The following is a 14,890-nucleotide window of genomic DNA, read 5'->3' on the forward strand; positions in this document are numbered from 1 at the left end:
TTTTACAGCCTCGTTATATTTTTTATTAGACTAAAAGAGCGACCTACGGAAGCTCCTTTTAGTATGTAGAAAAAAATAAACGAGACCAGAAAGGATGGAATGAACAGCTGGAAAAAGCTCCTCATAAATTCTAAAACGACCTATTAATTAGGCTTTATCAATCTCTTCTTGAACCACTTCCCAGTCCAAAAGTAATTTATCTAACTCGGCTTTCTTTTTATTGTATGCTTTAAAGAAAGAAGCATCTTCAATGTTTTTATTGTAATTTGAAGCTAACATTTTATCGTCATGCTGAATGTCTTTTTCTAATTGCTTAATTTGACTTTCAATTTTACTCAAACGATTTTGTAAAGCTTTCCCCTTCTTTTGTTCTTCATAGGAAGCTTTATTACTGTCTTTAGGAGCAGCTGCTTTAAGTGCATCTTTCTTCTCGACCTCGCGCATATTCTCTAAATTGCGTTGCTCTAAGAAGTAGTTAACATCTCCTAAGTACTCTTTTATCTTTTGATCTCTGAACTCATAAACAATATTCGACATACCCTGAAGAAAATCCCTATCGTGAGAAACCAGAAGTAAAGTTCCTTCGTATTTTTGTAATGCTGATTTCAAAACGTTCTTAGATTTAATATCCAAGTGATTTGTAGGCTCATCCATTACCAACACATTTATAGGTTGTAATAACAATTTACAAAGCGCTAAACGGTTCCTTTCTCCTCCTGAAAGGACTTTTACCTTTTTCTCAACATCGTCGCCACGAAACAGGAATGAACCCAACATATCACGCACCTTCATACGATTAGTATCCGATGCGGCATCTTCCATAGTTTGAAGTAAAGTAATCTCACCATCCAGATATTCTGCTTGGTTTTGCGCAAAATAACCTACTTGTACGTTATGCCCTAACTTTATATCTCCTTCATATTCAAATTCATTGACTATCGCCTTAATGAAAGTTGATTTACCTTGTCCGTTTTGACCGACAAACGCAATCTTGCTTCCACGTTCTACCAACAGTGAAATGTCTTTTAAAATGGTTTTATCTCCGTAGCTTTTTGTAACATGGTCTGCTTCGATTACCACTCGTCCTGGAACTTTAGAGAGTGGAAACGAAATGTTCATTACTGAATTGTCATCTTCATCGACCTCGATGCGTTCAATTTTATCCAGTTTCTTAATCATCGACTGTGCCATAGAAGCTTTGGATGCTTTGGCACGAAACTTCTCGATTAATTTTTCTGTCTCTTCAATTTTTTTGGCTTGATTCTTTTGTGTAGCCAATTGTTTTTCACGTATTTCGTGACGCAACTCTAAGTATTGAGAATAAGGCTTATTGAAATCATATGCTTTACCTAGAGAGATTTCAATTGTCCTATTGGTAACATTATCTAAAAACATCTTATCATGCGAAACAATTACTACAACACCTATATAATTACGCAAGAAACTCTCCAACCAAATGATACTTTCAATATCAAGGTGGTTGGTTGGCTCATCCAGCAATAATACATCATTGGCTTGCAATAATAATTTGGCTAATTCAATACGCATTCTCCAACCCCCTGAAAAAGTCTCCGTTTGATTGTTGAACACTTCTCTTTTAAAACCTAATCCAAGAAGAATTTTCTCGGTATCACCCACATAGTTATAACCACCTAATAATTCAAAACGATGCGTATAATCAGATAAATCTTCAATTATTTTCGAATATTCCTCGCTTTCATAATCAGTACGAGTGACTAATTGATGATTGATTTCTTCTAATTTCTTTTCTACTATCTTTATATCGACAAAAGCTTCATAAGCCTCTTCCAAAACTGTACGGCCTTGCTCAAAATCAATATCTTGACGTAAAAAGCCCATACGAACTTCTTTTTCTTGAGAAATCACGCCTGTATCAGGTAGAAAATCCCCAGCCAACATTTTGAGCATTGTCGATTTACCTGCACCATTCTTTCCAACAAGACCAACACGGTCTCCGGCACCTAATCTAAAAGTAACTTCTTCAAATAAATAGGAACCTCCAAACGAGACAGATAAATTGTGTATATTAAGCATGTATTATGATTTTATTCCTTTTCGAATTAGTAAATTTGTAACTCCAAAAAAAGGAAAAATTAAATTTTTTGCAAATGTTAAAAAAAGGATCCAAATTATATAGCATTTTAACAGGAACTTGTCCAAAATGTCAGAAAGAAAGTATGTATTTAGACCCAAATCCACTTCATTTGGGTAATATCTTAAAAATGAACGAAAATTGCAGCCATTGTGGGTTGAAATACCAAATTGAACCTTCCTTCTTTTATGGAGCTATGTATGTTAGTTACGGACTAAATGTAGCTATTGGAATCGCAGCCTTTATAATATCGTATGTGCTATTAAATTCTTCACTAAAAGTGGCTTTTATATCTATAATAGCTTCCCTTCTTGTTCTATTTCCAATTGTATTACGATGGTCCAGAAATATATATATTAATATGTTTGTGTCCTATGATCCCAATTTTAAGCAATAACAAGACTACCTCTCTCCTTTAGGAAGAAATCTTCTTATATTAATTGAGGAATCCAAAGGAATCTCATTTTCTACGGCATCATACAAAGCCTTAGCCATCGTAGGCCCAAGCATTACGCCTCGCGTACCTAATCCATTTAATATGTGTATTGAAGAGTACATGGGATGTGTACCTACTAAGGGCCGCCTGTCTTTTACTGTTGGGCGCACTCCGGCAAAATGTTCGACAATTGTAAAGTCACAGCTAACAATTTCTTTTATTCTGTCAATTAATTCCTGCTTCCCTTCTTCAGTAATTAGATCTGTTTTATCTTTCCAGTTGTAAGTTGCACCCACTTTAAAAAGATCGTCACCCAAAGGCAAGATAAAAACACTTGTATTCATAATAACGTCCAAATCAAGTCCAGGAGCCTTAATTATAAACAACTCCCCTTTTGTACCGTCTAAAGGTAAATGCTTAAAAAAAGGATTAGCATGCATCCCAAAACCCTCTGCAAAAATAATGTGTTGGGCTTCAATATCTTTATACCGAATACCGCCAGGTATAATCTCGAGTAATTCATAATCAAATGACTCCTCTAGGAACAAATTATTACTAACGAGATACTCCCTATACTTCTTTAATAGAACTACAGTATCTACATACCCTGTCTGTAATACTTCCCCGTAATTGTACGGCGAATCGATTCCCGAATATTTTTTTTTGATTAATTCCGTAGATAAAAATGGTGCCAATGCAGCTTTATCTGACGCTGCGAACCAATTGTTTTGCTCTTCTATAGAAAAAAACTTCCTAAGAATAGGTTTCTTAAAATCAACTTTAGTCTTTAGTTTATCTTCCAAAACTCTATAGAACTCATTCATAGCCAGCAACTGCTCTTGTGCCTGCCAAACTTCACTGAAACGCTTAAGAATAACAGGGTTGTACAATCCTCCCGCAATCTTGGAAGAATTTTGGGAATTATTATCCATTACCAAAATCGTCTTATTATTCTGCAAAGCTGTTTCAGCAAATCCAATACCCGCGAGTCCTGAACCTATTATTAAATAATCAATCATACTATAAAACTAACCGTTAAAACAAAACACAAAGAAAGAACATTAAAAGTACCAAAATTAAAAAATACTTATAAAAAAAACTCTTATCGTAATCGATAAGAGTTTCCTTTTATTTAACAAAATATGAAATTAATAATTCCACATATCTGATTCAAAATCACGAATTTTTTCTTTTACTCTTTCAGCTTCTAACAATTGATTTTGTGCATTATCTTTCATGTACTCGTCAATTGCTCTATCTCCATATACATTTTCTTCTTTGTATATAACACTGTTAAAATGTCTGGAGTTCAATATTTGGTCAAACGAGATTGGCATTGCAGAATTGGCATCATTAAAAGCTTTTGCATCATGCAAAACTTCTCTAGCAGACGGGAAGAACACCCAAAACAACTCGATATAATCCTTCTCATCATTATTCAACGTATAAACATCAGGTGTCACCGGACATATACCCAATAAACGGTATTTTAATTCACTTTGACGTTTGTCGAAATACCAATATCCTTTAATTTTATACTGAACCACGTCTTGCGCTGTTATATCAGAGGTTAAAATATATTCAGGAGATACTTGTAAACCTGCGTTTACTTGCTCTCTACCGGCATCTGTCATCTCAGTAAAACTTAATGCTGACTGTATATCCTTGTATGATTTTTTTGTATTAAAATAACTATCCGAATAAACTTCAGTAATTTCTTTACTTTTCACAGCTTTAATCAGAACATCATATAACGAACGTCTGTTAGAACCAATATTTGCAGTATCTATTGGAAAATATAAAGGAAAATTTATTTTTTCACTTAAATCTATAATTTCCCAAACAGTTTTACCCATCAAAATATCTCTGTCATGCACATAACCATAAGCCAATGGCTTATCATTGTCTGATATGAGTTGTGCCGCAGTTTTAAGACCTATCTCATCTGGTGTTTTTGCATTTAGCAAATTAGATTGTGCAAAAGAAGCAAAACCTCCAGTAATGGAAATAATAACTATTAAAAAATTTCTAACATTCATCATAATATGATTATAAGATATTGAAGTAGCCCTTAAGACCACTTGCTTATTATTGTATTTCAAAAATAACTGGAGCAGTTCTTGGCAATAAATAACTACCAGCACCAACAAGCTTAGTTTTAATTTCTGAAATCGTAACTTGATCTCCTCTTCCTGCTTTAGAAAGAACAGCTTTGCATTGTGCATTCAATTTATCTCCCTGAACAACAACTGTTCCTTGACCTGTAACCTTTAAATTGAAACCTACAACATCTAAACCAACTTCAAAATCAAAATCTTCTAGCTTAGCACCAATTGTAGCAATCTCTAAATTTGATTTAGGTCCTTTTACTACACCTGTTTCTCCTCTAATAGTACCAGTTGGACCCGGAATTCCTTTAATTCTAAATGTTTTTCTATCCGAAACTTTATCACCATTTGGAAGCGTTCCAGTAACATTAATTATTGTTTCTGTTCCTCCTCCAGGGCTCATGTTGTATCTTCCACCACCCACTTTAGACAAACCAGTAGCGCTTGCTGACACATCACTATCTGCAATTCCAGCAAATGATATTGTCATAGGATTTACAACTCCTCTATATACAACATTCATTTTATCAGCTGATATTGTAGCTGATTTAGGTCTGGCAACAACAACATATTTATCTTTTATAGGTAAACTTACTACTTTACCACCTTCATCAAAATTGAAAGAACCTCCTATTGGGTGCTCTCCAATATTACCTGATCCAAAAGAAAACTTAGCTTGACCAGCCTCTGCTTGAACACTAGAACCATTAATAATAACGGATTTAGCCTTTAATGATGGGTCAAATTTTCCTAATATAATTTTACCTGTAACTGCCTCACCTTGAAAAAACACTGATTTATCTAGCACTACTATCGGTTGATAAGCAGTTAATGAAGCTGCAGCAACTAAGTCAGTTTGAAACATTCCGCTCATTACATCACTTTCTGTCGCTTTTATATCTGCTTGTAATTGAGATAATTTAGTTATAGTAGCAATAAGTGGAAATCCTTTGTAATTATAATCTATCCAAGCTAATTTAGCACCTGCTTTTTCTGAGTATACCGGAGTTGTAGCAAATCTTGCTTCAATTTTTTTCATTTCAGATTCAGCAATTGAACTTCCTCCAATTTGTTTTATTTGAGCAGAGTAATTATTCACTTTATCAAGAAACTCTTGACCTTGTTTAGAAACTTTATCTCCAGTAAAAAACATCCTGTCAATTAAATCTCCTTTATCCATTTGTTCGTAAGGCAAATTTCCTTCTTTATCTCTTACTAAATCCTTGGTAACTGCTGTTTTTATGTTTTCCAAATAGTCGTTAAACTCTTTAGAAACCGCTCTTATTTTCTCAACTTTTACTTTTTTGTCTCCAAACTGCCCTGGTTGATCCACTGCTTTTTGAGCTAATTGCAAAAATGAACTTTCATTTCTAGTATCAGTAATTGAGTTTGATTCAACAATTTTTTTATTTAATATCCCAAAAGCTGATAAAACCTCTTTGGACATATTCAAAGCTAACATTGCGATAAAAATTAAGTACATCAGATTTATCATCTTCTGTCTTGGGGTTAGTTTTCCTCCTGCCATATTTTCTAATAATTAGTTAGTTGTTTTTTGTATAGTTCGAAACTAATTACCCTTTGTTACCCATTGCAGAAAGCATTCCACCATAAACATTGTTCAATGATGATAAGTTAGTCGTCAATGACTGCATTTGTTCTTTTAATTTTAAGTTGTTATCAAGAACTTCTTCATTGATTTGTGCATTTCTTGAAGCACTTTGCAACTGTACTTTATATAAACTGTTTAGAGATTCCATTTGCGCAGCCGCTATACTTAACTCTTCACTGTATTTTTGTGTTGAAGCCATAGATTCAGCAGTTGGAGCAATACTTTTTGCCGCAGATTCAAAATTTTTGATACTGTTTCCTAAACTTGACATTAATTCTCCGTCAATTTTAGCATCTTTCAACATAGCATCTAATTTTTGAGATAACATTCCTTGTGAATCTGAAGGCGCTTCTACTCTTTTTTTAGCCGGTCCTTTTACACCGTTAGCTAATTCTGGATAAACCAATGTCCAATCTAACTCATCGTCAACGGGCTCAAATGCAGAAAGAGCAAAAATTAAGGCTTCAACAACCAATCCAATTGTCAACATTAAATTTCCAGTAATAATTCCAAACTCAATATGCGTAATTTTAAATAACGCACCTATGATTACTACTGCAGCTCCCATTCCATATGAGAAATTCATTGCTTTTTTACTTAATAATGCCATAATTTTTTTTGATTTAAGGAGTTTTTTTTATCTGTTTTTAACTTTTTTACCGTTTCCGGTCGTTTGCAATCCCATGTAATCCTGAACGGTTCTAAATCCGATAAAACTTCGTGCAGAATCAGCATATTCGAAATCCCTTGTACTTACCTGTAGGAAATAAGCAACATCTTTCCATGACCCCCCACGAACTACCTTACGTTTATTAGAAGCATCTAATACATTTGGATTCATTGAGGAAACATATTCATATGCATTTGGGTCATAAGAAGAATCTGTCCATTCAGAAACATTTCCTGCCATATTATATAAATTATAACCATTTGGCTCATATGATTTCGCCTCCACTGTATACAATGCTTGATCGGCTGCATAATCTCCCCTGTTTGGTTTGAAATTTGCAAGAAAACAACCGCGATCGTTCTTAGTATAAGGTCCACCCCAAGGATATGTAGCTGACTCTAAACCTCCTCTTGCAGAATATTCCCATTCCGCTTCTGTTGGCAATCTAAATGAGTTAATTAAATCACGCCCTTTTTTCTTTGATTTAATATAGCTGTTTTTATTTAATGTTCTCCAAGCACAAAAAGCTTTTGCTTGTGTCCATTTTACTCCAACGACAGGATAATCTCCATACGCTTTATGCCAGAAATAGTCATTATGCATTGGCTCATTATACGAGTATGCAAAATCTTTAATCCAAACTGTGGTATCTGGATATACTTTTACTTCTTCTGTTTTTATAAAATCTTTCCTTTTCCCAACCTTAGCTTTTGCTGCAGCTTGAATATCCATCCAAGAATATCGAAATTTCAATTTATCAACATCGATAGTTCGCAATCCGTTATAAGAAGCTTCCAATGGCAAATACATTGAATCCATAACTTCTACATAATATTCATCTGGATATAATTTAGGGTCTTTGATTAACTTTACATTTTTATTAAGCCTTCTTCCAGCATAAGGATCATCATCTGTACCAATACTATAATAGTTATCGTACATGTACTTGTCGTAAGCTGTCATTTTTTCAGGATCTGAATCATTGAATGCAAAATCCCCTATACTGCCAGAATTCTTACCTTTTCCTTTTCCATCTGCGGCGGTTATACCACTCATGTCTGCAAGAATAGCTAAACGCACTCTCATTGTAGAGTCTTTTACCCATTCCACAAATTGACGGTACTCACTATTTGTTATCTCAGTTTCATCCATATAGAATGACCTAACAGTTACTGTCTTTGTTGGTGCATCTTGTATTGAAGCTACATCATCATCAGATTTACCCATAGTAAAAGCACCTCCCGGTACTAAAGTCATACCATATGGTTTCTCAGGATGCCATTTACCTCCTTTAGCTCCGACCAACTCACCTTTGTCGCCTGACTTACCACAGCCGACTAACAGTGCCAATATTGCCATAAATGCAATGAACTTCTTCATATAAATGCGGGTTATATATTCATTATTATAAAACTTTGTAAACCTATTTATTATTTTTTAAAAAAACAATAAATTTAAACTAAACATTCTTTTTTATAAAATTAATTTAGTTGTATAAAACCTTCTTTCTAAATGCTGTTTTTACGTTGTGCCTTCCACCATCTTTCGGGCAATTCCTGATTACATGCTCCTAAATATTCATCGTAAGAACAAGGTAATAACGTATTTCTCTTTAATTTATTATTCCCATTGGAAATAAATGGTATTTCTATCCACCATCTGTCCGTTTTGTCACTTTTATGAAAAATAAGAACTTCTTCTTCAAGAGGAACGATATATTTTATATAATTTTCTCGGCTTCCAAAAGGGTATTCATTAGATCTGTAATGAAATCCTTCTATAAAATACCAAATTATCTGCGCAATCAGAACAGATTCTTGAGCTGAATTATTATGGTTGAATATCCCAAATATAGACACTTTATCACTAATACCAGAATATCTAGACAAAGAACATATCTCTTTTCCGTTAAAACCATTAGGCGCAAACGTATTAAAATTTCCCGAATCTGATGATTTCACAGAATTCAAATCAAGACTAACTACATCTGCATCTCTAAATACTGGCTCCGCTAACGCAATGTTATTAGAAATCTCTCCTAATCTATAGCCGTCAAAAAACAGCTTCTCAACTAGGTCAATCTCTTCTTGCGAATTATAATAAGTCTGATACCCTATGTTGCAATAATTAAACAGATTGTTCGGCTCATCAATAATTATTTTAGTCAAATAAGATGAAGCGGAAACCTCATCATTTTCTTTTCCAAAATCGAATTTACTGTCTATTGAAACTAAATTTACCATCTGTTCCAATTCGTCAAAAGCTCTATATAGTGCAAATGTCAAATCTTGGGAACCACCGATAACTATAGGGATGATTTTTTTCTTAATTAAGTTTGAAACTACTTTTCGCAAAGCAAAATAAGAGTCTTCTATAGAATTTCCGGCCAAGATATCCCCTAAATCAGCGATTGACGCATCCCAGTTACCCGGAAACATAGTATACAATTCTTTACGAATTGCTGATAAATCAACATTTTCTGTCTTTTCACCACTACCGCGGCTCTCTAAAACCCCAATTACAGCAATATTAATCTTATTTAAATCTGGAAACTGGTCTTTTGTATGAAAAACCACCTTACTCCCCAACTGTTGAGAAGTCAACCCCTGAACTAATTCAAGAATTTCAGTATCGATAGGTTCTAAAAAATCAAATTCCATTCTATTTCTTTTTTGCTACAGGTTTCTTAACTGCGAGCTTTTTAGCAGCTGCTTTCTTAGCTGGCGCTTTTTTGGCAGCCACTTTTTTTGCAGGTGTCTTCTTAGCTATCATTTCCTGAACTTCTTCCAATGTCAATTTTGTAGCATCAACTTCTTTGGGAAGTTCAATTTTTATCTTTCCTTTGGTTATAACAGAGCGCCCCCAACGTGCTTTTTCAACTAAAATCCCTTCCTCTTCCCAGTTATGCAGAACTTTATCAATATTTTTCTGCAATTTATCTTCAATCAAGGCTTCAATATCTGATTGTGACAAATTATCAAAATTATATTTCTTACTTACATTGATAAACAAACCGTTCCATTTAATAAAAGGACCAAAACGACCAACACCTTTCTGAACACCCTCACTTTTATAGACTGCAATAGGCGCATCAGCGATTGCTTTCTCATCAATCAATTCTTTTGCTCTGTCAAAATCTACATCTAAAGGATTTTCTCCTTTTGGCAAGGAAACAAAAGCGGCTCCATGACGAATGTAAGGACCATAACGACCATTACTCACCTCAACCTCTTCCTCTTTATACACTCCTAAATTTTTCGGAAGCAAAAACAAATTCAACGCTTCTTCCAAACCAATATTTCCAATATTTTGGTCAGGCATTAAACTAGCAAATTTCTTCTCTTCATCATCTGCTTCTCCAATTTGAGCCATTGGTCCAAATTTTCCTAAACGAACGGAAACTTGTTTTCCAGTTTTTGGATCCTTTCCTAGAATTCTTTCACCGCTTTCTCTTTCAGCATTTGCTTCTACATCTTTTACTATTGGATGAAATTTATCATAGAATTCCTGCATCATCTCCGTCCAGTTCACATTCCCTTCTGCAATTTCATCAAAATCCTGCTCTACTTTTGCAGTGAAATTATAATCTAAAATATTTCCGAAATTCTTCACTAAGAAATCAGTAACAATTGTTCCTATGTCTGTTGGAACTAATTTTCCTTTATCAGAACCTGTATTCTCCTTAAGCAACTTCTCTTCTAGTTTTCCTGATTGCAAAACCAATTGCGTATAATTACGTTCCTGACCGTCCAGATTTCCTTTCTCAACATAATTTCTGTTGATAATAGTAGAAATGGTAGGTGCATAAGTTGACGGACGACCAATTCCTAGTTCTTCCAGTTTTTTAACCAAAGAAGCTTCTGTATAACGCGCTGGAGCTCTTGAGTATCGTTCCGTTGCTGTAATGTAATTATTCTGTAGTTTTTCATTGACTTTCATTGCTGGCAACATCCCTTCTTGCTCCTCTTCATCGTCATCATGACCTTCCAAGTACACTTTCAAGAAACCTTCAAAAAGCAAAACCTCACCAGAAGCCGTAAAAATTTCACCGTGATTGTTTGCTTCAATTTTTACGTTTGTTCGTTCCAACTTTGCATCACTCATTTGCGAAGCTAAAGTTCTTTTCCAAATCAAATCATATAAACGAGCTTGATCTCTATCAATGTTCACCGTATGACGCGACATGTCTGTGGGACGAATAGCCTCGTGTGCTTCCTGCGCCCCTTTGCTTTTATTGACAAAAGTTCGAGGTTTAGAAAATTCTTTCCCGTACGATTTTATGATTTCTGCCTCAGCAGCTTCCATGGCATCTTTAGATAGATTCACACTATCCGTTCTCATATAAGTTATAAGTCCAGCTTCGTATAAACGCTGCGCTAATTGCATTGTAATTCCAACAGGTAAATATAATTTTCTTGCCGCTTCTTGTTGTAATGTCGAAGTAGTAAAAGGTCCTGTTGGTGATTTTTTGGTTGGTTTTGTTTCTAAGTCTGCTACTTTATAAGTAGAACCAATATTTTTGTTTAAAAAATCTTCCGCTTCTTTTTTGGTATTGAAATTTTTAGGAAGCTTTGCCTTAAATGATTTCCCTGACTCATTGGTAAACTCTGCAACAATAGAATAACTTGCTACTGCATTAAATTCCTGAATATCTCTTTCACGCTCCACAATTAAACGAACCGAAACAGATTGCACACGACCAGCTGAAAGTCCTCCTTTAATCTTCCTCCATAAAACAGGAGATAATTCATAACCTACTAATCGGTCTAAGACGCGACGAGCCTGTTGTGCATTTACTAAATTATAATCTATTTCACGAGGATTATCAATCGCTTTTAGGATAGCGGTCTTGGTAATTTCATGAAATACAATTCGTTTTGTCTTTGATTTGTCTAATTTTAATTCTTCGGCAAGATGCCAAGAAATAGCTTCACCCTCGCGATCCTCATCACTTGCTAACCAAACCATTTCGGCTTTTTTAGCTAATCCTTTCAACTTAGTTACTAAGGCTTTCTTATCAGCAGAAACTTCATATTTAGGCTTAAAACCATTCTCTACATCTACCCCAATTTCTTTAGAAGGCAAGTCGGCAATATGCCCGTAACTTGACTCTACCTGAAAATCACTACCTAAAAATTTCTCGATTGTTTTCGCCTTTGCAGGGGACTCCACTATTACTAAATTCTTTGCCATTGCTCTATTTTTCTGAGACAAAAGTAGAAGTTTTTTTTAAATATAGTGCTTTTGACAATTTTAAAAGTGGCATTAAAAATTAATAAGCACTAAAATAAAGGTAAGACCCATACTGTTTTCCAACAAAACACGTCTTCAAATACAACCGAAACATTTAGTCCCTAAACATTGGAATTCAGATTACTAAAAAGGTCTTAATTCAAAAAATAAAATTACAGCTTAGCTGTTACAACTACATTTATACCTATTTCTTCGAGCTTCGTTTTAGTTTCGGGATCAATCCCATCATCAGTAATCAAGACGTCTATTTTGTTTAAATTACATATTTTACCAAAACCCCTAATATTCATTTTTGTTGAATCAGCCAGAACTATAACTTTTTCAGCGACTTCTATCATTGCCTGATTTAGATGTGCTTCAAGTGCATTTGACGTACTTAGACCGAACTCTAAATGAACCCCATCAGTTCCTAAAAACAATTTATTACAAGAAAATTGCCCTAAAATAGCCTCAGCAATAGGTCCAACTGCAGAAGTGGAACTGTTTCGAATATCTCCGCCTAACTGAATTGTATCAATACTTGGCTCTTTACATAGTTCCAATGAAACCTTTAATGACGGCGTAAGTACTGTCAGCTTATTAAACCCTGTAATAATTCGAGACAAATAATGAATATTAGAACCCGAACCTAATATGATATAATCGTTGTTACTTATATACTTTAATGCTTCTAAGGCAATTTGCTTTTTCTGCTCTACCTGTAAAGCCTCCTTGTCACTTACATCTCTTTCAAAAGCATAAATAGGCTGCTTGCTAGCTCCTCCATGCGTACGATGCAAAAGCTTTTCGTTTTCCAAAAAATTTAAGTCCTTTCGTATGGTTACGGTTGAAACATTATGCGTTTCACACAAATCTACCACATTCACATATCCTTTTTGATCTAACTCCTTAAGTATATCCTCTTGTCTTCTATTGATTATAGTCATAATAACTCGTAATTATTTAATATTGGTAGCATTTAAAGATACAAAAATAAATTTCATTAATAAATTTCATTTAGTTTAATTTGGTTTCGTTTAATTTCACTATGTTTGTAATTCGAAAGCATACGGAACTAAAAAACAATAAACATTACACACAATGAAACTATCTGAACAATTAACAAAACTAAAACAAACTCCAGAATGGGATGTAATCATCATTGGTGGAGGCGCTAGCGGACTTGGTACTGCACTTGATGCTGCCAGCAGAGGGTACAAAACTATTTTGGTTGAAGCAGTAGATTTTGCTAAAGGAACTTCTAGTAGAAGTACTAAATTAGTTCATGGTGGCGTACGTTATCTTGAACAAGGTGACATATCTCTTGTTAGAGAAGCACTTAAAGAGAGAGGCTTAATGGCACAAAACGCTGGGCATCTTGTTAAAAATCAATCTTTCGTTATTCCTAACTACAACTGGTGGGGTGGTTATTTCTACACCTTAGGTCTTACCATCTATGACATGCTTGCAGGTAAATTAAGCTTGGGGAAATCTAAATATATTTCGAAGAAAAAAACAATTGAACTACTTCCTACAATTGAACAAAAAGGATTAATTAGTGGCGTCATCTATCAAGACGGTCAATTTGACGATTCGCGTTTAGCTATTAATATCGCTCAAACCGCAGTAGAACACGGCGCTTGCCTTTTAAACTATACTAAGGTTGTTAATTTACTAAAAGACAGCAACAATCAAGTTACTGGAGTTCAGGTTAAAAATCAAGAAACAGGAGAATTATTCGACTTAAAAGGAAAAGCCGTTATAAATGCAACTGGTGTATTCACCAATGCAATAATGAAGCTAAACGATACTGTTTACAAAAAATACATTGTACCAAGCCAAGGAATCCACCTTGTTTTTGACAAATCATTCTTACCTAGTGATCACGCATTGATGATTCCTAAAACAAGTGACGGAAGAGTTTTATTTGCGGTACCATGGCATGATAAAATTGTTGTGGGAACAACAGACACTTTAATAAAAAGTCATAGTTTAGAACCTATAGCATTAGAAAAAGAAATTGAATTTGTACTTGAAACTGCGCAAAGATTCTTGGCGAAAAAACCTACTCGCGCAGATGTATTATCTGTTTTTGCTGGACTCAGACCTCTTGCAGCACCAGAAAAAGAAGGAAAAAGCACGAAAGAAGTTTCTAGAAGCCATAAAATAATTGTTTCAGAAACAGGATTAATCACAATTACTGGAGGCAAATGGACAACTTACAGAAAAATTGCCGAAGACATTATTGACAAAGCAATCACAGTTCGTCATTTACCTAAAAAAGAATGTAAAACAGAACATATACCCATTCACGGAAACATAATAAGCACTACTCTTGATCGTAAAAACCATTTATACATTTACGGAACTGATATTCCTAAAATAATAGAACTCCAAAACCAAGAACCAAAATTAAAAGAAAAGCTACACCCAAATTACGACTATACTCTTGCCGAAGTAGTATGGGCTATACGAAACGAGATGGCTAGAACCATAGATGATGTCCTATCGAGAAGAGTGCGTCTTTTGTTCTTAGATGCTCGTGCAGCTATTGAAGCTTCAGACAAAGTTGCAAAACTACTTGCAAAAGAACTGGGACACGATGATACTTGGGTCGAACAGCAAATCGCTCAATTTAAAACACTCGCAAACGGGTTTCTTTTAACCGAATTTAAATCAAATTAATTACCCCTTCTGTATAATACTAACCACTATATAA

The 14,890-nt window shown here is 34.6% G+C and carries 11 protein-coding genes; 2 read left to right on the forward strand and 9 right to left on the reverse strand.

Going from position 1 to position 14,890, the window contains the following annotated elements; all coding sequences use genetic code 11:
- Positions 1-147 precede the first annotated feature (147 nt).
- The gene (locus AAC069_RS01390; protein WP_339918740.1) at positions 148-2,055 is read right to left on the reverse strand and encodes an ABC-F family ATP-binding cassette domain-containing protein; all 1,908 of its coding nucleotides are present in this window, start codon (positions 2,053-2,055) and stop codon (positions 148-150) included.
- Between the two features lie 74 nt (positions 2,056-2,129).
- On the opposite strand from AAC069_RS01390, the gene AAC069_RS01395 reads away from it, so the two are divergent.
- The gene (locus tag AAC069_RS01395) at positions 2,130-2,510 is read left to right on the forward strand and encodes a DUF983 domain-containing protein (protein ID WP_339918741.1); all 381 of its coding nucleotides are present in this window, start codon (positions 2,130-2,132) and stop codon (positions 2,508-2,510) included.
- 5 nt (positions 2,511-2,515) lie between these two features.
- On the opposite strand, the gene AAC069_RS01400 is transcribed toward AAC069_RS01395, so the two are convergent.
- From AAC069_RS01400 to AAC069_RS01435, 8 genes are all read right to left on the reverse strand, one after another.
- Positions 2,516-3,568, reverse strand: a complete 1,053-nt coding sequence (locus AAC069_RS01400) for an FAD-dependent oxidoreductase (RefSeq protein WP_339918742.1) — start codon at positions 3,566-3,568, stop codon at positions 2,516-2,518.
- A gap of 129 nt (positions 3,569-3,697) precedes the next feature.
- Positions 3,698-4,588: a gliding motility protein GldN gene (gene gldN / locus AAC069_RS01405; RefSeq protein WP_339919015.1), complete on the reverse strand. Its 891-nt coding sequence runs from the start codon at positions 4,586-4,588 to the stop codon at positions 3,698-3,700.
- Positions 4,589-4,637: 49 nt separating this feature from the next.
- Positions 4,638-6,185 carry a gliding motility protein GldM gene (gene gldM, locus AAC069_RS01410; RefSeq protein ID WP_339918743.1) on the reverse strand — a complete coding sequence of 516 codons (1,548 nt, stop codon included), beginning with the start codon at positions 6,183-6,185 and terminating at the stop codon, positions 4,638-4,640.
- 46 nt (positions 6,186-6,231) lie between these two features.
- Positions 6,232-6,879 carry a gliding motility protein GldL gene (gene gldL / locus AAC069_RS01415; RefSeq protein ID WP_339918744.1) on the reverse strand — a complete coding sequence of 216 codons (648 nt, stop codon included), beginning with the start codon at positions 6,877-6,879 and terminating at the stop codon, positions 6,232-6,234.
- 27 nt (positions 6,880-6,906) lie between these two features.
- A complete protein-coding gene (gldK, locus tag AAC069_RS01420; protein ID WP_339918745.1) occupies positions 6,907-8,319 on the reverse strand; it encodes a gliding motility lipoprotein GldK in 1,413 nt (470 codons plus the stop codon).
- A gap of 128 nt (positions 8,320-8,447) precedes the next feature.
- Positions 8,448-9,599: a formimidoylglutamase gene (locus AAC069_RS01425; RefSeq protein WP_339918746.1), complete on the reverse strand. Its 1,152-nt coding sequence runs from the start codon at positions 9,597-9,599 to the stop codon at positions 8,448-8,450.
- 1 nt (position 9,600) lies between these two features.
- Positions 9,601-12,132, reverse strand: coding sequence for a type I DNA topoisomerase (topA, locus tag AAC069_RS01430; RefSeq protein ID WP_339918747.1), 2,532 nt, complete (start codon positions 12,130-12,132; stop codon positions 9,601-9,603).
- A 212-nt stretch (positions 12,133-12,344) separates the two neighbouring features.
- Positions 12,345-13,118, reverse strand: a complete 774-nt coding sequence (locus AAC069_RS01435; protein ID WP_339918748.1) for a DeoR/GlpR family DNA-binding transcription regulator — start codon at positions 13,116-13,118, stop codon at positions 12,345-12,347.
- Positions 13,119-13,272: 154 nt separating this feature from the next.
- Here AAC069_RS01435 and AAC069_RS01440 point away from each other — a divergent pair, with 154 nt between their 5' ends.
- Positions 13,273-14,856: a glycerol-3-phosphate dehydrogenase/oxidase gene (locus AAC069_RS01440; protein WP_339918749.1), complete on the forward strand. Its 1,584-nt coding sequence runs from the start codon at positions 13,273-13,275 to the stop codon at positions 14,854-14,856.
- Positions 14,857-14,890: the final 34 nt, after the last annotated feature.

This window comes from uncultured Flavobacterium sp., from assembly GCF_963974175.1.
Lineage (GTDB): Bacteria > Bacteroidota > Bacteroidia > Flavobacteriales > Flavobacteriaceae > Flavobacterium.

What these genes read in the sequence shown, in the direction of transcription:
- AAC069_RS01390 (WP_339918740.1), bottom strand. Translation starts at nt 2,055, where the DNA reads ATGCTTAATATACACAATTTATCTGTCTCGTTTGGAGGTTCCTATTTA.
- AAC069_RS01395 (WP_339918741.1), top strand. Translation starts at nt 2,130, where the DNA reads ATGTTAAAAAAAGGATCCAAATTATATAGCATTTTAACAGGAACTTGT.
- AAC069_RS01400 (WP_339918742.1), bottom strand. Translation starts at nt 3,568, where the DNA reads ATGATTGATTATTTAATAATAGGTTCAGGACTCGCGGGTATTGGATTT.
- gldN (WP_339919015.1), bottom strand. Translation starts at nt 4,588, where the DNA reads ATGAATGTTAGAAATTTTTTAATAGTTATTATTTCCATTACTGGAGGT.
- gldM (WP_339918743.1), bottom strand. Translation starts at nt 6,185, where the DNA reads ATGGCAGGAGGAAAACTAACCCCAAGACAGAAGATGATAAATCTGATG.
- gldL (WP_339918744.1), bottom strand. Translation starts at nt 6,879, where the DNA reads ATGGCATTATTAAGTAAAAAAGCAATGAATTTCTCATATGGAATGGGA.
- gldK (WP_339918745.1), bottom strand. Translation starts at nt 8,319, where the DNA reads ATGAAGAAGTTCATTGCATTTATGGCAATATTGGCACTGTTAGTCGGC.
- AAC069_RS01425 (WP_339918746.1), bottom strand. Translation starts at nt 9,599, where the DNA reads ATGGAATTTGATTTTTTAGAACCTATCGATACTGAAATTCTTGAATTA.
- topA (WP_339918747.1), bottom strand. Translation starts at nt 12,132, where the DNA reads ATGGCAAAGAATTTAGTAATAGTGGAGTCCCCTGCAAAGGCGAAAACA.
- AAC069_RS01435 (WP_339918748.1), bottom strand. Translation starts at nt 13,118, where the DNA reads ATGACTATAATCAATAGAAGACAAGAGGATATACTTAAGGAGTTAGAT.
- AAC069_RS01440 (WP_339918749.1), top strand. Translation starts at nt 13,273, where the DNA reads ATGAAACTATCTGAACAATTAACAAAACTAAAACAAACTCCAGAATGG.